15 protein-coding genes are annotated in these 21,134 nt (G+C 67.9%); 8 read left to right on the top strand and 7 right to left on the bottom strand.

Annotated features, from left to right (window positions below; all coding sequences use genetic code 11):
- Window positions 1-56: 56 nt before the first annotated feature.
- The gene (locus AC5P56_RS00590) at window positions 57-1,226 is read right to left on the bottom strand and encodes an OprO/OprP family phosphate-selective porin (RefSeq protein WP_495231386.1); all 1,170 of its coding nucleotides are present in this window, start codon (window positions 1,224-1,226) and stop codon (window positions 57-59) included.
- A 332-nt stretch (window positions 1,227-1,558) separates the two neighbouring features.
- On the opposite strand from AC5P56_RS00590, the gene AC5P56_RS00585 reads away from it, so the two are divergent.
- Together AC5P56_RS00585 and AC5P56_RS00580 are read left to right on the top strand one after the other, a co-directional pair.
- Entirely contained in the window at window positions 1,559-2,902 is a 1,344-nt protein-coding gene (locus tag AC5P56_RS00585) for a dicarboxylate/amino acid:cation symporter (protein ID WP_014648357.1), read from the top strand.
- Window positions 2,903-3,132: 230 nt separating this feature from the next.
- Window positions 3,133-5,424 carry an NADP-dependent malic enzyme gene (locus AC5P56_RS00580; RefSeq protein ID WP_014648356.1) on the top strand — a complete coding sequence of 764 codons (2,292 nt, stop codon included), beginning with the start codon at window positions 3,133-3,135 and terminating at the stop codon, window positions 5,422-5,424.
- A gap of 531 nt (window positions 5,425-5,955) precedes the next feature.
- Here the strand turns inward: AC5P56_RS00580 and AC5P56_RS00575 are convergent.
- Both AC5P56_RS00575 and AC5P56_RS00570 read right to left on the bottom strand, forming a co-directional pair.
- On the bottom strand, window positions 5,956-6,699 hold the full coding sequence (locus tag AC5P56_RS00575) for a basic secretory protein-like protein (protein WP_053495634.1): 744 nt from the start codon (window positions 6,697-6,699) through the stop codon (window positions 5,956-5,958).
- Window positions 6,696-10,040 carry a GH92 family glycosyl hydrolase gene (locus AC5P56_RS00570; protein ID WP_164077840.1) on the bottom strand — a complete coding sequence of 1,115 codons (3,345 nt, stop codon included), beginning with the start codon at window positions 10,038-10,040 and terminating at the stop codon, window positions 6,696-6,698. Before AC5P56_RS00570 ends, AC5P56_RS00575 begins: the two co-directional genes overlap by 4 nt.
- Before the next feature lie 420 nt (window positions 10,041-10,460).
- Between AC5P56_RS00570 and AC5P56_RS00565 the strand changes: the two genes are divergently transcribed.
- The 3 genes from AC5P56_RS00565 to AC5P56_RS00555 are packed head-to-tail and all read left to right on the top strand — an operon-like array spanning window position 10,461 to window position 13,101.
- A complete protein-coding gene (locus AC5P56_RS00565; protein ID WP_005410967.1) occupies window positions 10,461-10,658 on the top strand; it encodes a zinc-finger domain-containing protein in 198 nt (65 codons plus the stop codon).
- A 15-nt stretch (window positions 10,659-10,673) separates the two neighbouring features.
- The gene (locus tag AC5P56_RS00560; RefSeq protein ID WP_014648352.1) at window positions 10,674-11,789 is read left to right on the top strand and encodes a glycosyltransferase; all 1,116 of its coding nucleotides are present in this window, start codon (window positions 10,674-10,676) and stop codon (window positions 11,787-11,789) included.
- Window positions 11,770-13,101, top strand: coding sequence for an O-antigen ligase family protein (locus AC5P56_RS00555; RefSeq protein WP_134809267.1), 1,332 nt, complete (start codon window positions 11,770-11,772; stop codon window positions 13,099-13,101). The genes AC5P56_RS00560 and AC5P56_RS00555 overlap by 20 nt, the downstream gene beginning before the upstream one ends.
- 97 nt (window positions 13,102-13,198) lie before the next feature.
- Here AC5P56_RS00555 and AC5P56_RS00550 read toward each other — a convergent pair whose 3' ends face one another.
- Complete coding sequence (locus AC5P56_RS00550; RefSeq protein ID WP_014648350.1) at window positions 13,199-14,116, bottom strand: LpxL/LpxP family Kdo(2)-lipid IV(A) lauroyl/palmitoleoyl acyltransferase; 918 nt, start codon at window positions 14,114-14,116, stop codon at window positions 13,199-13,201.
- Window positions 14,117-14,176: 60 nt separating this feature from the next.
- On the opposite strand from AC5P56_RS00550, the gene waaA reads away from it, so the two are divergent.
- Window positions 14,177-15,475: a lipid IV(A) 3-deoxy-D-manno-octulosonic acid transferase gene (gene waaA, locus AC5P56_RS00545; RefSeq protein WP_014648349.1), complete on the top strand. Its 1,299-nt coding sequence runs from the start codon at window positions 14,177-14,179 to the stop codon at window positions 15,473-15,475.
- 223 nt (window positions 15,476-15,698) lie between these two features.
- Window positions 15,699-16,943: an amino acid transporter gene (locus AC5P56_RS00540; protein WP_075077186.1), complete on the top strand. Its 1,245-nt coding sequence runs from the start codon at window positions 15,699-15,701 to the stop codon at window positions 16,941-16,943.
- 100 nt (window positions 16,944-17,043) lie between these two features.
- Here AC5P56_RS00540 and AC5P56_RS00535 read toward each other — a convergent pair whose 3' ends face one another.
- The 3 genes from AC5P56_RS00535 to AC5P56_RS00525 all read right to left on the bottom strand — a co-directional run bounded on the left by AC5P56_RS00535 (window position 17,044) and on the right by AC5P56_RS00525 (window position 19,883).
- Entirely contained in the window at window positions 17,044-18,402 is a 1,359-nt protein-coding gene (locus tag AC5P56_RS00535) for a TolC family outer membrane protein (protein WP_014648347.1), read from the bottom strand.
- Between the two features lie 16 nt (window positions 18,403-18,418).
- The gene (locus AC5P56_RS00530) at window positions 18,419-19,066 is read right to left on the bottom strand and encodes a protein-L-isoaspartate O-methyltransferase family protein (RefSeq protein ID WP_014648346.1); all 648 of its coding nucleotides are present in this window, start codon (window positions 19,064-19,066) and stop codon (window positions 18,419-18,421) included.
- A 136-nt stretch (window positions 19,067-19,202) separates the two neighbouring features.
- The gene (locus AC5P56_RS00525; RefSeq protein WP_049440624.1) at window positions 19,203-19,883 is read right to left on the bottom strand and encodes a TetR/AcrR family transcriptional regulator; all 681 of its coding nucleotides are present in this window, start codon (window positions 19,881-19,883) and stop codon (window positions 19,203-19,205) included.
- Between the two features lie 119 nt (window positions 19,884-20,002).
- Here AC5P56_RS00525 and AC5P56_RS00520 point away from each other — a divergent pair, with 119 nt between their 5' ends.
- Window positions 20,003-21,133 (top strand): efflux RND transporter periplasmic adaptor subunit, encoded by a 1,131-nt coding sequence (locus tag AC5P56_RS00520; RefSeq protein WP_049440621.1) that lies wholly within the window; start codon window positions 20,003-20,005, stop codon window positions 21,131-21,133.
- Window position 21,134 lies beyond the last annotated feature (1 nt).

Here is a 21,134-nt window from a genome sequence, read left to right as displayed (position 1 = left end):
TACGCAGGGCCGGCGGGCGTGGCGTGCACGCCCGCCGGGGTCTGACGTGGAAGGGGTCAGAAGTGCATCTGCGCGCGCAGTTCGAAGATCTCCGGCGTGCTGTGCACGCCACGACGGCTGGCGTCGACCTTCACGTAGTTGGCCTGGAACTTGAAGTGGCTGGTCAGGTACCAGTTCGCGCCCAGCGTCAGGTCGTGCTGGCGGCCGCCGAGGATGCTGCCATCGTCCAGGTCGAGACGGCTGTATCGGGCCAGCAGTTCGACCGCGCCGTAATTGTGCGCCGGCTTGATGTTGGCCACCGCGCCGGCGTTGTACGGACGCGATTCGCCGGTCAGCACCCAGCTGGCCATCGCGTACTGGCCACTGCCGGTGTAGTCGGGCTTGCCGTCACGACGGGTGACCGTAGCGCGCAGCGCTTCGGCCTGCAGCGAGAACGGGCCCCGGATCCAGATGCCTTCCAGGCCGGTGCGGCGGATCTGGTCGGCGGTGACCAGCGCACCGGAATCGACGTAGCGGATGTCGGTCAGGCCGGCTTCCGGGCGCGCGCGCAGGCGGGCGCTGGCCTCGTGATGCACGTCGCGGCCATCGCTGTAGCCACGCGGGTTTTCCTGCGAGTAGGCCAGGCCCAGGTGGATCACATCGCCCGGTGCCTTCACCGGCGTCCACACCGCACGCACCGCCTGGGTGGTGCCGGGGTTGTCGCCCTGCAGGTCCTTGCCGCCATAGGCCCCGGCCTGCAGCAGGTACTGCGGGCGCTCCAGCACCCACTCCACGCCGGTGCGGCGGCCTTCGTAGAAGGCCTGCACCGGCAGCGAGGTTTCCAGGAAGCTGCCGGCACGCGAAGAGGTGTTCGCATCCAGGCCGACCGGGGTCTTCATGTAGCCGAAGCGGAAGCGGCCGACGTTACGGCCGAAGAAGGCCTTGCTCTCGAAGCGCACGAACACGTCCAGCCAGGTATCGGCCTGGAAGTCGTAGTAGACCATCGCATCGTAGACGCCCTTCTTTTTCAGCGTCGCGCCGAATTCCTTGCGGCGCACGGCATCGTCGTCCTCGAGGCCACTGGCCGAGGAGAAGTCGTTGTAGTCGTAGGCGATGTTGGCGGTGGCCGCCAGCTCGGTGCCATCACCGAAGGTGTACTTGGTCGGCCAGTTGTCGAAATCGGCGGCCGAGGCGAAGGCGGGAAGGGCGGCCAGCGACAGGGCCAGCAAGGTGGGATTCGGGCGCATGTTGGGTGCGGCTCTCTCAGATTGCGTGTGGACAGGACATCAACGGCCGCAAGGGCCGGAACTTTCGCAAAGACTCACCCAGCCGTTCAGCCCGGGCCACCAGCCTCCCCAGGATCGGGCGGTGCGGCGCCAGTGTAGGCACCTGTGCCACCTGAACCGGGAGGCTAGTACCAATAGGTTATCTGCGCTGGCGTGCCTGGCGCGTACAAAGGCGTCCATTGGTCGCACCTCCTGTGCGTGCTGCACAGGGCCTGCGATCAGTTTCCACGGTAACGGTTCCCGTGCAGCTCCGGGGCCGTACGTGCCTGAAAACGCCCCTTCCGGAGTCCGCCATGCACATCCCGACCGCAGCACCGGTGCCTGCAAAGCCGTTGCCGATCTATCGCCAGCTGTACTTCCAGGTGATCGTGGCGATCGTCCTGGGCGCCATCCTCGGCCATTACGAGCCGTTGATCGGCGAGAAGATGAAGCCGCTCGGTGATGCGTTCATCAACCTGGTGAAGATGATCATCGCGCCGGTGATCTTCCTCACCATCGTCACCGGCATCGCCAGCATGACCCACCTGCGTACGGTGGGCCGGGTCTTTGCCAAGGCGATGGCGTACTTCCTGTTCTTCTCCACGCTGGCGCTGATCGTCGGCATGATCGTGGCGCACGTGGTGCAGCCCGGCGCCGGCATGAACATCAACCCGGCCGAGCTGGACCAGACCGCGGTGCACAGCTACGTCGAGAAGTCGCACGACCTGACCCTGGTCGGCTTCCTGATGGACATCATCCCGAAGACGCTGCTCAGCGCGTTCGTCGACGGCAACATCCTGCAGGTGCTGTTCGTGGCCGTGCTGTTCGGCATCGCGCTGGCGATGGTGGGCGAGAAGGGCAAGCCGGTGCTGAACTTCCTGGAGGCGCTGGTCGCTCCGGTGTTCAAGCTGGTGCACATCCTGATGAAGGCCGCCCCGATCGGCGCCTTCGGTGCGATCGCCTTCACCATCGGCAAGTACGGCGTCGGCTCGCTGATCAACCTGGCCTGGCTGGTGGGCTCGTTCTACCTCACCGCCTTCCTGTTCGTGGCGGTGATCCTCGGCGTGGTCTGCCGCCTGTGCGGCTTCTCGGTGTTCAAGCTGGCGCGCTACCTGAAGGCCGAACTGCTGCTGGTGCTCGGCACCTCGTCGTCGGAGTCGGCGCTGCCGTCGCTGATGGAGAAGATGGAACGCGCCGGCTGCAGCAAGTCGGTGGTGGGCCTGGTGGTCCCGACCGGCTACTCGTTCAACCTGGACGGCACCAACATCTACATGACCCTGGCGGCGCTGTTCATCGCCCAGGCCACCAACACCGAACTGACCCTGGGCCACCAGATCGCCCTGCTGCTGGTCGCCATGCTCAGCTCCAAGGGCGCGGCCGGCGTCACCGGCGCGGGCTTCATCACCCTGGCCGCCACCCTGGCCGTCGTGCCGGAAGTGCCGGTTGCCGGCATGGCGCTGATCCTGGGCGTGGACCGCTTCATGAGCGAATGCCGCTCGCTGACCAACTTCATCGGCAATGCCGTGGCCACCGTGGTGGTCTCGCGCTGGGAAGGCGCGCTGGACCGCAACCGCCTGAAGCTGGCGCTGGATGGCCGCGAAAGCGAACTGCCGCCGCCGGTCGATGCGCTGCCCGAGGCACTGCCGGCCAAGGGCTGATCCAGGTGTGTGGTACCGCGGGGCCGGTCACGACAGTGGTACGGCCCCGCGGCGTTTCAGGGCGTCCCATGGCTGTCATGGGCAACGCCGAAGCTGACATCCCGGTACCGTCGCATACGGCACGGAATTGTGCGGTCGCAGCATGCTTGCGACAGGATAGCGACAGGTCCAGACGCTCCAACGGGGGTATCATCCCCTGTCCCTTCTGCCCATTCATGTAACCCACATCGATGTCCAACGAAGATTTCAAACAGGCCGCCCTCGATTACCACCGGATGTCCCCGCCGGGAAAGATCAAGGTTTCCGCTACCAAGCCCATGCTGACCCAGCGCGACCTGTCGCTGGCGTATTCGCCGGGCGTGGCGTACGCCTGTGAAGCGATCAAGGCCGACCCGCAGCAGGCCAGCGAGCTGACTGCCCGCGGCAACCTGGTGGCGGTGATCTCCAACGGCACCGCGGTGCTGGGCCTGGGCAACATCGGCGCGCTGGCCGGCAAGCCGGTGATGGAAGGCAAGGGCGTGCTGTTCCAGAAGTTCGCCGGCATCGATGTGTTCGACATCGAAGTCGACGAGACCGACCCGGACAAGCTGGTCGACATCATCGCCTCGCTGGAACCGACCTTCGGCGGCATCAACCTGGAAGACATCAAGGCGCCGGAATGCTTCGTGGTCGAGCGCAAGCTGCGCGAGCGCATGAAGATCCCGGTGTTCCATGACGACCAGCACGGCACGGCGATCATCGTCGGCGCGGCGGTGCTCAACGCCATGGCGATCACCGGCAAGAAGATCGAGGACGTGAAGCTGGCGACCACGGGCATGGGCGCGGCCGGCATTTCCTGCGTGAACATGCTGGTGCAGCTGGGCCTGAAGCCGGAAAACATCCTGGCCTTCGACCGCGAGGGCGTGATCCACACCGGTCGTACCGACCTGGATCCGGAAAAGCAGCGCTATGCGCGCGACACCGACAAGCGCACCCTGGCCGAGATCGTCGACGGCGCGGACATCTTCCTGGGCCTGTCGGCGCCGGGCATCCTGACCGCCGACATGGTCAAGACCATGGCGCCGGATCCGGTGATCTTCGCACTGGCCAACCCGACCCCGGAAATCATGCCGGAACTGGCGCGCGCCGCCCGTCCGGACGCGATCATCGGCACCGGCCGTTCGGACTACCCGAACCAGGTCAACAACGTGCTGTGCTTCCCGTACCTGTTCCGTGGTGCGCTGGACGTGGGCGCCACCGCGATCAACGAGGAAATGAAGATCGCCTGCGTGCGTGCCATCGCTGCACTGGCCCGCCGCGCCGCCACCGACATGGGCTCGGCCTATGGCGGTGACACCCCGAGCTTCGGCCGTGAATACCTGATCCCGCGTCCGTTCGACCGTCGCCTGCTGGTGGAGCTGTCGGCCGCCGTGGCCCAGGCCGCAATGGATTCGGGCGTGGCCTCGCGCCCGATCGACGACATGGGCGCCTACCGCGACAAGCTGGCCCAGTTCGTCTACCGCACCAGCCTGATGATGAAGCCGGTCTACGACCGCGCGCGCAGCGACAAGCAGCGCGTGGTGTACGCCGAAGGCGAAGAGGAAGTGGTGCTGCAGGCGGTGCAGAACGTGGTCGATGACGGCCTGGCGCACCCGATCCTGATCGGCCGCCCGGAAGTGATCGAGTCGCGCATCGAACGCCTCGGCCTGCGCCTGAAGATCGGCGAGAACGTTGAAGTCACCAACATCAACGATGACCCGCGCTTCAACGAATACTGGCAGTACTACCATGGCCTGACCGGCCGTCGTGGCGTGACCGTGGCCGCGGCGAAGAACCTGATGCGTTCGCGCCCGACCCTGATCGCAGCAGTGATGGTGGCGCGTGGCGAAGCCGATGCGATGCTGACCGGCATCGTCGGCCGCTTCCACAAGAAGCTGGGCTACGTGCGCAGCGTGCTGCCGCTGGAGCCGAAGGTCACCTCGACCTCGGCGATGACCGGCGTGATCAACCAGCAGGGCGTGTTCTTCTTCGTCGATACCCACGTGCAGGAAGACCCGACCGCCGAGCAGCTGTGCGAAGCGACCCTGCAGGCGGCCTACCGCATGAAGTTGTTCGGCATCGAGCCGAAGGTCGCGCTGCTGTCGCACTCCAACTTCGGCAGCCACGATTCGAAGGACGCGCTGAAGATGCGCCAGGTGCGCGAGCTGCTGCTCAAGCGCAACCCGCGCCTGAACGTGGACGGCGAAATGCAAGGCGACACCGCATGGGATGAAGCGCTGCGCCAGAAGCTGCTGCCGGGCTCGACCCTGCAGGGCCGCGCCAACCTGTTCGTGCTGCCGAACCTGGAAGCGGCCAACATCGCCTACAACCTGGTGCGCGTGTTCACCGATGGCGTGGCGATCGGCCCGATCCTGATGGGCGTGAACAAGCCGGTGCATATCCTGACCACCAGCGCCACTTCGCGCCGGATCCTGAACATGACCGCGATCGCGGCGGTCGATGCGCAGATCCGCAAGCAGCTGGAAGCGGAAAAGAAGGCATAAGCCTTCTTTCCCACTTCCGCTGCCCACGCATTCTTCCTCTACCCCCGCCTTCGGCGCGCCCCTTCAACAAGAAGGGGCTCCTGGTCGGGAGAATGATGGCGCTGGCGCGGCTGGACGTCGGCGCAGGTGAAAACACCGGGCATTGCCCGGTGTTTTCATTTGCCGCAACGGCCGCAGAACCTGCCACACGCGCTACGCCGCCCGGTCATTTCCCTGCAACGCCGTTGCGGCCCAATACGCCCACGCGGCCCGGCCGTGGGAAGGTACCGGACCGGCCTTCCCACCCTGGGCCCGACCAACTTTCATGGGCGAGGGTGTCATGCGTAATCGAGTCACGCGGCGATATTTCCAGCAGCTGTTCGCGCTGTACGCCGGTTTCGTGCAGTCGCGCTGAGGCGTAGAAAGCAGCGAGGTAGAGTCGACCGTTGGTCGACTATCGCGCGAAGCGCGGGGTTTTCGGGGGCTGTACGAAAGTCAGTCGACTAACAGTCGACTCTACCCAGTCGCCCCAATTCCCAGTTGACCAGCCAGTCAGCGCCGCTTGCCGCGGCGTGCAGGGGCCGGCGGCGGTGCATCCGACCGCGGCTTGGCGTACTGGGCCCACAGTGCGGGCAGTGCCTTGCCGGTGTGCTTCTGCCACAGCGCCGGTGCATAGCGGCCATCGCGCAGGGCCGTGTCCAGTGCCAGCACCAGGCCCGGGTGTTCGGCGTCGGCCCATTTCAGGAACGCACCGGTGACCCGGTAGCCGCTGTCGAAGTTCTGACCCTTCTCGACCTTGCCCGGCAGCGACCAGCCCGCGGCGGCATTGTCCATGCCGTAGCGGTCGCGTGCGTAGTCGGCGATGCCCTCCACCAGCCAACCCGGCACCCGTGCGTCGCCATGGCCCGGATAGCCCTGCACGATGTGCATGGCCTCATGGGTGACCAGGTCGATGTCGTTGGGGTGCTGCGCCAGCCAACCCGGATTGATGGTGATCGTTGCCGCCTGGTCCTTGTCACCGACGAAGGCGATCCCGCTGTAGGCCGGATCGATCACGATGCGCACCATCGATGGCGCGGCCGGGTGGAAGTCCGCACGTTCGCGCAGGTAGGCGAAGTAGAACGTATCGATCACCCGCTTGCGCTGCGGCGCGGCCAGGGCGCCACGGGCGTCCTGGTAGTTCAGCGTCACGCCGTCGCGGGTCAGCTGCGCATCAAAGGCCTGGGTCTGGCCGAAGCTGGAGAAGGAAAGGGCAACAAGGGCCAGAGGCAACAGACGGTAGCGCATAGGGCTCATTGTACGGCGCTGGGCGCCAACAGTTCGATCTCCGCCAGCGGCAGCCGGCCCGGCGCGGCCAGGCGCAGCCGGTACTCGCTGTAACGACCGGGTCTGGCGATGCGGAACGGACGGGTCTGGCGGGCAGACTCGAAGGCTTCGCCGCTGCGCTGGTCGAGCACGGTCCAGTGGCCGTTGCCATTGCGCGCTTCCAGCGTCCATTCGCCGCCCTGGATGCGGCCGTCACCGCTGGTCAGCGTATACATCGTCGGCGTGCCATTGCTCAGGCCGGTCAGTGCGATGGTCGCGCCGCCACCCAGGCCGACGGTGGTGGCCGCATCGTCATCGACCAGCGCCGGCAGGGCGCGGCCATCGGCCAGTGTTGCCTTCGCGCCGCTGCCGAGCAGGTCGTGCAGCAGCTGCGGGCGCTGGCCACGGGCGGTCAGCGAGCGCGGCACGTCATCCACGCCGCTGCCCCAGCGCGACGGCTGCGGGCCCATCACGAAGTCCAGCGTCGCGCCCCTGGCGATCAGCTCGTGCGGCACCCAGGTCTTCGTCCAGGGCGTGCCGTTGATCTTCAGCGACTGCACGTAGACGTTCTCTCGCGAATTGTTGGCCGCGTTCACGGTCAGCACCGCGCCGCCCTGCAGTTCCACCCGCGCGTGGCGGAAGGCCGGCGAACCGATCACATACTCCGGGGCGCCCATGCGCAGCGGGTACAGGCCCAGCGAGGCCAGCACGTACCACGCCGAGGTCTCGCCATTGTCCTCGTCGCCCGGATAGCCTTGGCCGATCTCGCTGCCGACGTACAGCCGCGACAGGATCTCGCGCACGTGCTGCTGGGTCTTCCACGGCTGCCCGGCGTACAGGTACATCCACGGGATGTGGTGCGCCGGCTGGTTGCTGTGCGCGTACATGCCCATGCGCACGTCGCGCGCCTCGGTCATCTCGTGGATGGTGCCGCCGTAGGAACCGGCCAGTGCCGGGTCTGCGGTTTCCGGCGTGGCGAAGAAGGCATCCAGTTTCGCCGCCAGCTTGTCGCGGCCACCGTACAGCGCGGCCAGGCCTTCGCCATCGTGGGCAGCGGTGAAGGCGAAGGTCCAGCCATTGGACTCGGTGTAGTCGTGGCCCCACACGCGCGGGTCGTAGTCCTTCGCGTCCACGCGCCACTGGCCATCGGCAGTGCGGCCCTGGAAGAAGCCGGCGGCCGGATCGAACATCGTCGTGTAGCTGGCGGCGCGATAGCGGAAGTAGTCGGCCTCGGTGCTGTAGCGCTCGCGTGCGGCCGGCGTGGTCGCACGCTTGGCCAGCGCGTCGGCCATGTTGGCGATGCCGAAATCATTGAGTGCGCCTTCCATCGTCCACGACATGCCTTCATGCACGTCCGCGCTGGCGTAGCCACGGAAGGTCGAACGGTCCATGCCCTTGCGGCCGACATGGCGGTCGGGCGGGACCACGGTCGCGTTCTTCAGCGCGGCGGCGTAGGCCTCGGCCGGATCGAAACCGCCGATGCCCTTCAGCCACGCATCGGCGAAGGCCACGTCCGAGCTGGTACCGACCATCAGGTCCGCATAGCCCGGCGACGACCAGCGTGCGATCCAGCCGCCGGCGCGGTACTGCTCGATGAAGCCCTGCACTAGCTGGCCGGCATCGTCGGGCGTGAACAGTGCATAGGCCGGCCAGGTGGTGCGGAAGGTGTCCCAGAAGCCGTTGTTGACGAACACCTTGCCATCGCGCACGCCGGCGTAACTGCGGGTCGCGCTGCCTTCGGTGTTGTCATCGCTGGCGCTGGCCTGGTTGGCGTAGCGCCACTCCGGTGCGGCGGCGCTGCCCACGTTCTCGTGGCCGGAATTCGGGTACAGGTACAGCCGGTACAGGCTGGAGTACAGCGTGGTCTTCTGGTCGTCGCTGGCATCGCCGATGTCGAAGCGGGCCAGGCGCGCGTCCCACGCGTCCTGTGCGCGGCCGGCCACGCTCTCCAGCGTATCGGCGGCGGCGATTTCCAGTGCGAGGTTGTGCCGCGCCTGCTCCACCGAGATCAGCGAGGTGGCGATGCGCATCGTCACCCGCCGCTCGCTGCCGGCATCGAACTTGATGTAGCCGGTCGGGCGCCCGGTGTCGAGGCGGCCGCTGCTGCGCCAGGGCTTGTCGAAGCTGGCCACCACGTACATGCGGCTGGCGCCGTTGGACAGGCCGCTGCGCGTATCGGTGTAGCCCGACAGCGTCTGTGTGGCGGCATCCAGAGTCAGGCCACCACGTGCATCGACGTTGTCGAACAGCAGGTTGGCGTCACCGCCTTCGGGGAAGTCGAAGCGGAACAACGCGGCATGATCGGTCGGCGCGATGGCGGCAGCGATGCCGTTGTCGAAGCGCACGTCGTAGCGGTAGGGGCGCGCGCTTTCATGGCGGCGATCGAACGACAGCGCGCGCTTGCGGCGGTCGGCCTCGGGCACGCCACGGCTGGCCGAGGGCATCACCTGGAAGGTCTGGCGGTCACCCATCCACGGGCTGGGCTGGTGGCTCAGCGCAAGCGCCTGCAGCTGCGGGCGGTTCTGTGCGTCGTTCTGTTCGTTCCAGCGGTACAGCCAGTTCAGTGCGCCGGCATCGGTCACCGGGGTCCAGAAGTTGAAGCCGTGCGGCACCGCCGTGGCCGGGAAATTGTTGCCGCGCGAGAAGGTGCCGTTGGCTTGGGTGCCGCGGGTGGTCAGCACCCAGTCGGAGACGCGCTGTGGCTGCTGCCGCGGCTGTGCGTCCAGGCGCACGTCATCAATCCAGCCAGAGACCGGCGCGCCCTCGGCACTGGCCACCTCCAGCTCGATCGCCACCACGCGGCGGCCCTTCAGCGTGGGTACGTCGCCCAGCCGCACTGCCTTGCGCGCCCACTGTTGCGGGTACAGCGTCTTCGATTCGCCCTGCGCGCGTGCGCCGATCGCCACCCCATGCTGGTCGCGCGCCGCACCGGCCGACACGCGGCTGCCATCGTCCAGCAGCAGGTCCAGCGAGACATAGGTCGAAGCGACGGTGTCCTTGCCGACGATCTCCGGCAGCACCAGCCACGACAGCGTGGTATCGGCCTCGATGGGCAGGTCGGCCTTGAACAGTTCGCGCCGCGCGCTGCCGCCTTCGCTGCTGTAGCGCAGTGCATGCAGGCCGCTGTAGCCGGCGTTGCGCTTGGCCGCGTAAGGCGCCGCAGGGCCGTTGCCGATCGTGACCTGAAGTGCACCCGCGGCCTGCGTCGGGGCAGGTTCGCCGGGCTCGAACGAGGTCTGCAGCCCCTGTGCCAGCACCGGCATCGCAGTGGTCGCACAGGCCAGGGCCAGGGCGAGTGGAAGCAGGGCGCGGCGCGGATCGGACAGGGTCATGCAAGGGTCTCCCGGAAGGGCTGGCGGCGGGCAGAACCCGCATCGGCGGACACCACGGACAGCATCGCTCCGCCCGCCAGGCTGGCAGTGGAAGAGGCGATGCCGGTCCGGTGGGGGCGGGCCATGCGATCGGGTTGGATTGGGTGGGTCGGGGTGCGACCTGGCCCGATCCTGCAACAGCCGTCGCGCGCTGGCAAGTGCCATTTAGTTCGATCCAAATGCGGGAAATATCGCTGGAGTCGATTCTGGCGAGCGAACCTGCCGGAACGACCGCGAAATCCCCGGCGCCGCCGCCGCCCGGCGTGCGGCGGGGAGATGCGAGGCATCGGCGGGAGCGCGCAAAGGCCCGTTGTGGCGCAATGTCGGTGCGGCCCAGATGCTAGAATCACAGGCCTCGCAACCCGTTCACCGACATCCGCCATGAGCCATACCGCCACCGCGCCCGCCAACGCCGAGAAGCGCTACACCGTGCACCGCAGCGATCTGCCGTTGAGTTGCCCGACCCCGGAAATGGCGCTGTGGAACTCGCATCCGCGCGTGTACCTGCCGATCGAAGACGAGCCCAACGGTGAAGCGCAGTGCCCGTACTGCGGTTCCGTGTTCGTGCTGGCCGACTAAACGGCGGCCCCTTCGATGCGCCGATTGACCGTGGTGCAGTTGCTGCCGGCGCTGCACTCCGGCGGTGTCGAGCGCTCGACCCTGGAAATCGCTGCTGCCCTGGTCGCGGCCGGCCATCGTGCACTGGTGGTGTCCGCCGGTGGCCGCCTGGTGCAGCCGCTGCTGGACAGCGGTGCCGAGCACCTCACCCTGGACATCGGCCGCAAGTCGCTGCTGACCCTGCGCCATCTGCCGACCCTGCGCCGCCTGTTTGCCGAGGTCGGTGCGGACATCGTGCACGCCCGTTCGCGGCTGCCGGCCTGGCTGGGCCTGTACGCGATCCGCGCCATGCCCGCCGCACAGCGCCCGCACTGGGTGACCACCGTGCACGGGTTGAATTCGCCCAGCCGCTACAGTGCGGTGATGACCAGTGGCGAACGCGTGATCTGCGTGTCCAATACCGTGCGCGCCTTCGTGCAACGCCACTACCCGACGGTGCCGGAAGAAAAACTGCAGGTCATTCCCCGCGGTGTCGATGTCGGCCAGTTCCCACGCGTAGCACGTGCCGACCGTCGCCCGCGGCTGGCCCTGGCCGCCGATTATCCCTGGCTGGCGCAGGTTGATGGCCCGCTGCTGCTGTTGCCCGGGCGCGGTACCCGGCTGAAGGGCCACGCCCACGCGCTGCAGCTGCTGGCCGACGTGCGTGCCGCCGGCGTGCCTGCGCAGCTGTGGATGCTGGGTACCGAGGAACCCGGGCGTGAGGCCTACGTGGCCGATCTGCGCCGCCAGGCTGCGGCACTGGGCGTGGCCGAGGCCGTACAGATCAGCACGCCTACCGCACGCATCGCCCTGGCCTACGCCGCCAGCGATCTGGTGCTGCAGCTGTCGGACAAGCCGGAAGCCTTTGGCCGCACTGTGGTCGAGGCGCTGTCGGTCGGCCGCCCGGTGCTGGGCTGGGACCACGGTGGCGTCGGCGAACTGCTGCAGCAGTTGCAGCCCGGCGGCGCGGTGCCGCTCGGCGACGCGCGCGCGCTGGGTGAACGTGCGCTGGCCCTGCTGGCGCAGCCGCCATCCTTGCCGACCCGCATCCCGTTTACCCTGCAGGCCATGCAGCGCGATACCCTCCGCCTCTATGCCGATCTCGCCGGCTGACCCCGCTGCCATCGTGCGCGACGACCGCGCTGGGCGCTGGGCACCCTGGTGGGTGCTGGCGTACGTGGCGATGTGGCCGTTGCCAGGTATCGCTGAAACCGTGCTCGGCCTTGGCGCGCTCTATGCTGCCGTGCGCATGGTCATGCGCCGGCTGCAGCGCCGCCCGCACCTGTTGAGCACGGCGGCGTGGGCCCTGACCTCGATCCTGTTCCTCGGCTACTGGCTGCCACAGGCGTTCTCGGCCATCGATGCGATCGATCCGGCGGCCTCGTGGACCAAGGCTGCCGCCGGACTTCGCTACCTGCCCTTCATGTGGCTGGTGGCGATCGCGGTAGCCACGCCGGAACGGCGGCGGCTGACCTTCGGTGGCCTGGCGCTGATCACCGGCGCGTGGACGCTGGACGCGTTGGTACAGGCGCTGGCCGGCACCAGCCCATGGTTCTGGTCGCTGGATCACCTGAAGCTGGCCGTAAGTGGCCACGCGCTGTGCCCGGCCGACGAAGCCGCACTGGCCGACCGCCTCAGTGGCGCGCTCGGGCCCTGCAACCTGAAATTCGGCCAGGTGCTGGCCAGCCTGTCACCCTTCCTGCTGCTGCCGATGGCGCGGCGTTTCGGCAGTGCGGGGTGGTTGCTGGCCGCCGCCGCACTGGGAGGCGTGCTGCTGCTGGCCGGTTCGCGCGCCTCGTGGATCACCTTTGTGCTGGTGCTGGCCTACAGCGGACTGCGCCAGTTCGGCTGGAAGCGGCTGCTGCTGCTGGCCCTTGTGGCAGCGCTGGGTACGGCCGCACTGACAGCGGGCGTGCCGCAGCTGCGCGAGCGTGTTGCGCGCACGGCACAGGCATGGAACGAAGACGGGCAGGGCGTTGACGAGGCGCTTTCGGGGCGCGCGCGCATCTGGACGGCGGCGGTGTGCATGATCGAGGAACATCCGGTCAACGGTGTCGGTGCGCGCGGCTTCCGTGATGCGTATCCGGCCTGCGTGTCAGACGAGGGCCCCGCCGTGTGGGGCAATCAACCGGCATTGCACGCCCACCAGATCGTGCTGGAAATCCTGGCCGAGACCGGCGTGCTGGGCCTGCTGCTGTGGCTGGCGGCGGTGGCGCAGGCCTGGCGGGCCTGGCGCTATGCACCGCCGGCGGCGCGTGACCGCGCCCGCCCGGCGATGCTGGCGCTGGCGGTTACCGTGTTCCCGCTCAATACGCACCTGGCGTTCTATTCTGCGTTCTGGGGCGGCCTGACCGTGCTGCTGGCGGCCCTGTTCGCCGGCAGTCTGCTGGCCCGCGAATCGGACGAATCTCCGCCGATGCAGTAGTTGCCAACCTTGGTGGGCTCCCCGGGACCGGCCTCGGTTCATCCGGCGCCAACCAAGGTTGGCGCCACGAGGACGCCGGCCCTTCCACCGCATCCGGCTATTTGTAGAAATCACTCCGGCCGCCGGGCTGGCGCTTGAAGCGGCGGTGGATCCACAGGTACTGGTCGGGGGCTTCGCGCACCATCTCTTCGATGGCCTGGTTGACCCGCGTGGTATCGGCTTCCACGTCCTCACTGGGGAAATTCTCCAGCGGTGCGCCGATCTTCAGCACGTACTTCCCGCCTTCGCGGCGGTGGAAGTACGGGATCACTGCACAACCGGTCATCCTTGCCAGCTGGTGGGTGGCGGTGATGGTCGAAGCGGTGTGGCCGAAGAACGGCACGAACACGGTGTCCTTGCCACGCATGTCCTGGTCCGGCGCGTACCAGAGGAAGCCGCCCTTCTTCAGGTGGCGCACGGTCGCGCGGATGTCCTCGTTGGCGAACATCGCCTTGGCATAGCGCAGGCGGCCGAACTTCACCGCCCACTCGTACACCGGGTTCTTGTGCTTGCGGTACATGCCGGACAGGTCGACGTAGTCGCACAGCAGGCGTCCGCACATTTCCAGGGTCATGAAGTGGCCTGAGACCAGCAGCACGCCGCGGCCTTCAGCCTCCATCTGCCGCAGGTGTTCCAGGCCTTCGATCCGTACCTGCGGGCGGATGCGGTCGATGCTGCCCCACCAGGCGCGGATGCACTCGAACACGCCCACGCCCAGCGCATCGAAACTGTCGCGCACCAGGCGCTGGCGCCAGGCTTCGTCCTTCTCGGGGAAGCACAGCTGCAGGTTGACTTCGGCGGCGCGGCGGCGGCTGCCGAGCAGGCGCCAGGTGATCCAGCCGACGCCCCGGCCCAGCGCGCGCTGCAGCATCCACGGCAGGCGGGCGATGGCGAAGGCGCCGAACATGGCGGCGAACATCGGCCAGTTGCGCGGATCGCGCAGCGATGGGCGGACGGCGGTGGAGGCATCTGACATGGGGCCATTCTACCAAGGCGGCCGCGTGTCTTTCCCCGGGGGCTCCCGTATCCTTGCCGCATGCGCAAAGACCCTGTCGAATGGATCCTGCGCGGCCTGTATTCGGTCGTGCTCTACATCCTGCTGCCGATCACCGTGTACCACCTGGTCTGGCGCGGTTTCCGGGTTCGTGAATACTTCCGGCGCTGGGATGAACGCTATGCCTCCTATCCGCAGCCGACCGGGCAGCCGCGGGTCTGGCTGCACGCGGTCTCGGTGGGCGAGGTCAATGCCGCCGCGCCGCTGGTCAATGCCCTGCGCCAGCAGCGCCCGGACATCCGCTGGGTGATCACCACCATCACCCCGACCGGCTCCGAGCGCGTACGCGCGCTGTGGGGCGACGCCCTGGACCATGTCTACCTGCCGTATGACGTGCCGGGCAGCGTCAACCGTTTCCTCGGCCATTTCCAGCCCAGCCTGGCGCTGATCCTGGAAACCGAGCTGTGGCCGAACATGCTGTTCGGCTGCCGTGACCGCGGCATTCCGGTGTACATCCTCAACGCCCGGTTGTCGGCGCGTTCGCTGCGCGGCTACCGGTTGCTGGCGGCACTGATCCGCCGCGCGCTGCGCACCGTCACCTGCGTGGCCGCGCAGTCGCAGGACGATGCCGAGCGCTTCGTGCAGCTGGGGGCGGATCCCGGCCAGGTGCAGGCGCTGGGCAACCTGAAATTCGACATCGCCACGCCGGATGTGCAGGGTTTCGTCGAACAGTTCCACGCGCGGGTACCGGCCGCTCGTCCGGTATGGATCGCCGCCAGTACCCATGATGGCGAGGAGCAGGCGGTGATCGACCTGCACCGGCGCCTGCGCCAGCGGCATCCGGAGCTGCTGCTGCTGTGGGCACCGCGACATCCCGAGCGTTTCCCGAAGGTGGAAGCGCTGGCGCGCGAACAGGGCTGGAGCGTGGCGACCCGCCGCGTGGACCAGTGGCCACACGCGGCCACAGACGTGTTCGTCATCGACACCCTTGGCGAGCTGATGCCGTTCTATGCCTGCGCCCAGGTCGCCTTCGTCGGCGGCAGCCTGCAGGCCATCGGTGGTCACAACCTGCTGGAGCCGGCCGCGATGGGAACGGCGGCGGTGACCGGCCCGCACCTGCACAACTTCGCGGAAATTTCCCGGCGCATGCGCGAGGCCGGAGCGCTGCTGATCGGCGAGGACGCGCAGGCGGTGGGCGATCTGCTGCAGCACCTGCTCGACGATGCCCAGGCCCGCGAAGACATGGCGCGGGCGGGATGCACGCTGGTCAGCAATGGCCGCGGCGCGCTGCAACGCACGCTTGCCCTGGTGGCGCCGCACCTGCCACCACCGCGCGAGTGATCGCGGCAGCGCGGAGTCAGCGGCGCTGACGAGCATTGTCGTGATCAACTTCATCAATTCTGCTTAGCGACGATTTTTCTGTCGTTGCTGGACCGACCCTGCCGCTGGCAGCGTGCCTGCCATCACATCGTTGCGCACATTCCACCGATTCTGATTCCGCAGGACGACGCAGGCTGCCAGCCTGCTGTCGACCGCGCTTGGGCGGATATCAAGGGAACTTGCGATGGACGGCGACAGGGGCGGGGACGGCACGGGTGGGGCCGGACTGGGGACGGACCATCTGGCGGTGGTGGCGTTGACACTGTTGGTGGGCGGTAGCGTGATCGCACTGGTGGGCCAGCACACGGCGGCACAGGCAGGCCCCGCCATCGTGCTGAGCCTGTTGCTGGCTGCACTGGGGGCCGGCCTGGTGCTGTGCTGCCTGCAGGATCTGGTGCTGCGGTTGCCGGCGGGCGAGGGCCTGCACGGGCTGCTGGCTGCCAGCTGGGGGCCGCGGGTGGCGGGCGTGTTGGGCATGGCCCTGCTGCTGGAGCTGGTGGCGACCACGGCGGGCGTGGCGCAGTCCATGGCCCTCCATCTGCACACGGTGCTGGCCGCCGAAGGCCTCCAGCCCTGCGACTGGCTGCCGGAACAGGTCACGGCGGCGGTGGGCCTGCTGATGCTGGGCGCGCTGGCATTGCTGCCGCCACGGCGTGTGGTGCTGGTGGCCTGCGCCCTGTTGACGGTGAAGATCGGTGCGGGGGTGTTGCTGCTGGCGCTGGCGGCACGTCATGTGCATTACGCGCACTGGATCCCCTGGCTGCCACCGGCGACCGCGCCGTATCGCTTCGGGCTGGGCGGGGTGCTGGCGGCTGCGGTGCCGCTGCTGGGGGTATTTGCCAGCGTCGGCTTGGCACTGGGCTTTCCTGCGTTGCGCCGCCAGGGCGCGATGTGGCAACCGGCAGTGCTGGCGCTGGTCTCGTTGCTGGCGATGCTGCTGCTGATCGTGCTGGCAGCACTGCAGGCAGGGCTGGTCGAGTTTTCCGCGCTTGCCAGTACCCGGCCACTGTCGGTGGCGCTGGAGATGCATCCGCAATTGGAGTGGATGCTGCCGTTGTTGCCGCTGGCGGGGGCTACGGGCCTGGCCGCCCTGCAGCTGGTGCTGCTGATGCTGGCCTTGCGGCTGGCAACATCGCTGTGGCCAGGGGCGGGTGATGCAGTGGGACGCTCCCGCGGTGTGATCGTGGCGGCGGTCGGACTGCCGGCGGTGATGCTGGTGCTGTGGCTGCCGTTGGGCACCCTGCCGGCGCTGCCGGGTCCGGCAACCCTGCTGGTGATGGCGGCGCTGTGCCTGGCGGTGCTGCGGCGGCGGAATGACATGAGGCAGGGCGCAACCGGTCGCGAACTGGTGCTGCCGATGCTGGCGCCCTTGGCGGCCGCGCTGTGCGTCCTTGCGGCGTTGGAACGCCTGCGGGCATGGCCGGGCTGAGGGTTCGCGGGGCCACGCAACGGGTAGCTGCGGGCGGATGCACCGCCTGCAAAAAAGCCACCCTTGCGGGTGGCTTCTTTGTTGCCGGCAGGGCGACGGATCAGTGCGTGGTCGTTGCCGGATTGCCCGCGTCCTGGGTCAGCAGGCGGTTGACGTCCTGCAGCTCGGCCACGTCCAGCGCACCCAGCGACTGGCTCAGCAGCAGGCGGTTCTGCAGGAAGGTGTAGCGGGCCTGGGCGTAGTCCAGCTGCGCCGAGAACAGGATGCGCTGGTTCTGGATCACGTCCAGCACGGTACGGGTACCGACTTCCAGGCCGACCTGCGAGGCGTCGTACGCGCTCTGTGCCGAGACCACGGCCAGGCGACGGGCCTCCACTTCGCTGATGCCCTGTACCAGGGTCTGGTAGGCATTGCGGGTGTTGCGGTCCAGGGCGCGCTTCTGCTGCTCGTAGCCGTCCTGGGCGATGTCACGCTGGGCCAGCGCCTGGCGTACGCCGGACTGGGTGGCACCACCGGAGAAGATCGGCACGCTCAGGGTCAGGCCGATGCTGTTGGTGCGGGCGTCCGGCGACAGCGAACCGGAACCGGTGCTGTCACCCCAGGTCGCGCTCTTGCCCCAGCTGCCGCCCAGCGACAGGGTCGGGTAATGGCCGCCACGGGCGGCCTGCACGCCAGCCTCGGCGGCGCTGACCTTCAGTTCCTGCGCCTTCAGCGCCGGATTCTGGGTGGTGGCCTGCTGCACCAGCTCATCGATGTTGCCACGGTTGGCCGGCACTTCCGGGCGGAAGTCGGCCGGCAGCCCACGCAGGTTGGTCACCGGCTGGCCGGTCAGTTCGGTCAGGGCCTGGTAGTTATCGGCCAGGGTGTTCTGCGCAACGATGGTGTTGGCACGCGCCTGGTCGTACTGGGCGCGTGCTTCGTGCACGTCGGTGATCGGCGCCAGGCCCACTTCCAGGCGCTTGTCGGCGAAGTCGAACTGCTTCTTCGCGGCCGCTTCATTGGTCTGTGCGGCATTCAGCGATTCGATCGCCACCAGCACGTTGAAGTAGGCCGCCGAGGTGCGCACGATCAGGCTGTCGTTGGCCGAATCGAGGGTGAAGTCCGCCGCCTTGCTCAGCTCGCGCTGCGAACGCAGGTTGTTGATCTGGGTCCAGTTGAACAGCGTCTGGCTGCCGTCGATCGTGTAGGTGCGGCGCTTGTTGGTGAACGAGCCGGAGTTGGCGTCGGCGTTCGGCTCACTGCGCGTGCGGTTCAGCTGGGCCTGGCCGTTGATCTGCGGCAGCAGGGCGGCGCGCGCCTGCACGGCGCCTTCCTTGTCATACAGCCGGGTCGATTCGGCGGCGGACAGCTGCGGATCGCCATTGCGCGCCATTTCGTAGACCTGCAGCAGGTCGGCGGCATGGGCGGACAACGGCAGCAGGGCAGTGGCCAGCGCAACAGCGAGGGATCGGCGGATCATTGCGGCTTCCTTGGACTCAGAGGTGGAACTGGGGGGCCGGGGCGGCACCACGCAGATAATCGATATCGGTCTCGAACAGGGACTCGCTGCTGCCGTCGGCCTTGACCAGCAGGGCCTCCATCGCCGGCGAGCGGCCGTGGATCACGAACAGGCGACCACCCGGACGCAGCCACGAGGCGAACTGTGACGGCACCACGTCGACCGCACCAGTGACACAGATCACGTCAAAGCGGCGTTCGGTCTGCCAGGACAGGGCGTCGGCCACTTCCACGCGGACGTTGGTGCCCAGACCGGACGCGTCCAGGCGGGCGCGCGCGGCGGCGGCCAGCTCCGGGTCGATTTCCAGGCTCAGCACGTCGCGCGCCAGCGCGCCGATGCAGGCCGACAGGAAGCCGCTGCCGGTGCCGATTTCCAGCACTTCGTCACCCGGCTGCAGGTCCAGCGCCTGCAGGGTACGGCCCTCGATGACCGGCTTCATCATCTTCTGGCCATGGCCGATCGGCAGTTCGACATCGGCGTAGGCCAGTGCCCGGTGTGCATCGGCGACAAAAGCCTCGCGCGGCAGGCGGGCCAGGACGTCGAGCACCTTGATGTCCAGCACGTCCCAGGGACGGATCTGCTGTTCCACCATCAGTTCGCGGGCGTGGGCGTAATCAATCGTCATGAGGTTCAAATCCAGCGCAGTGGGCCGGCCATTTTACCGGTGCCGGAGGCCGGCGGCGCGCCCAGAGCATCAGCTGCCGGGTGGCCGGGGTCGCAGTGCCGGAAGTCATCGCGACCTCCGGTTCGTTCAGTTTTGGTTATTCAGACGTCCCGGCCCCTCGCGGCGCATAGGCGCGCAGGAAGAAGTCGATGCTGGCAGTCACGTGGGCAAGAGGGTCGCATTGCACCGGTGACAGTGGCATGCCGCACATCATATGCATGTGCACTTCACCCTTGACCAGGGTCAGGAACTGCTCGCCAGCCAGCGAATAGTCGGTGATTTCCAGCTCGCCGCGCTCGGCGCGTGCCCGCAGGAAGTCAGCCAGGGCCTCGCAGGTACGTTCCGGTCCTGCCTTCCAGAACAGCTCGCGCAGGCGTTCGTCGGTCTCCGGCGCCATCATCATGCGCTGGATCGAGATCGCCGCATCGGACGTGATCAGTTCGAAGAAGGCCAGACCGATCCCGATCAGCTGGTCGCGCAGCGGGCCGTCCGCGTCGGCCACGAACAGGGCATCGGGCAGCATTTCAATGCACTTCGACTGCACGGCCTCGGAGAACAGGGTCTCCTTGTCGCCGAAGTGGCTGTACACAGTCAGTTTCGAGACGCCGGCCTGAGCGGCGATGGTGTCCATGCTCACGCCGGTATAGCCCTGTTCGATGAACAGTGTCTTGGCTGCTTCAAGGATCGCCGCGCGCTTGCCGAGGTCCTTGGGGCGCCCGGGTCCGGCGGCCTTGGCAGCGGGCTTGGCCGACGGCTTGCGGGAAGTGTGAGAACTCATCACCACAATACTAGACCAAGCGGTTCGATATTTATACTATACCGGCCGGTTTATTAAATTGGGCCGGCAGTCGCGGCTCCCCCCTTAGTTGCAACCCTGCGTTTTCAGGACGTTGACCGATGAAGATCGTGCGCTGGATGGGCGGTATGGTGTGGATGGCTGCGCTGGCAGCCTGTTCGGGACAGGAACAGGCGCCCCAGGCGGCCGTTCCGGTGCTGGTGGTTCACCCTGGCGAGCAGGCCGGGCAGGCGCCGGCGGCGTTCCCGGGCACGGTGCGTGCGCGGCAGGAAAGTCCACTGTCGTTCCGCGTTGGCGGCAACCTGGTCAAGCGCCACGTCGATGCCGGGCAACGGGTGAAGAAGGGCGACGTGCTGGCCGAGCTGGACGTGGCCGACTTCGCGCTGCAGGCCCGCGCCTCGCAGGCGCAGCTTGCTGCGGCCGAAGCCGATCTGGTGCGTGCCCGTGATGACCTCAAGCGCTACCAGGTGCTGGCCGACCAGCAGCTGGTCAGCCGCTCGCAGCTGGACCAGCAGTCCGCCGCCTTCAAGGCCGCGCAGGGCCAGGCCAACGCCGCCCGCGCCAACCTCGATGTGCTGCGCAACCAGGCCGACTACGCACAGCTGCGCGCGCCGTCCGATGGCGTGATCGCCAGCCGTGAGGCCGAAGCCGGGCAGGTGGTGTCGGCCGGCCAGACCATCTTCAACCTGGCCGCCGATGGCGGGCGCGAAGTGCTGATCGACCTGCCCGAGGCCACCATCCGCGACTATGCGGTGGGCCAGCCGGTCGAGGTGGAGCTGTGGAACCGTCCTGGCCAGCGCCTGCCAGGCACGATCCGCGAGATCGCCGCTGCCGCCGATCCACAGGCACGCACCTATGCAACCCGGGTCAGCCTGCCCGCCGATGCGCTGGCCGATGTCGAACTGGGCCAGAGCGCGCGCGTCTACAGCAGCGCCGGCCGCCACGGCACCCTGCAGCTGCCGCTCGGTGCGCTGCAGCGCGGTGCCAACGGTGCCGCCAGCGTGTGGGTGGTCGATCCGGCCAACAGCGCGCTGAAGGCCGCGTCGGTCACCACCGGTGCCTATGGCAGCGAATCGGTGCCGGTGCTGTCCGGCGTGAATGCGGGTGACTGGGTGGTCGCTGCCGGCGGACACCTGTTGCGTGCCGGCCAGCCGGTGATCGCCGTGGACCGCCAGAACCGCCCGGTGCTGAAGCCGGCCACGCCGGCCGCTGCCGCCAAGGCCAAGGAGTAAG

The sequence above is a fragment of the Stenotrophomonas sp. YJH_SMC_131 genome (assembly GCF_059367975.1).
This window is presented reverse-complemented; position numbering and strand designations above follow the sequence as displayed.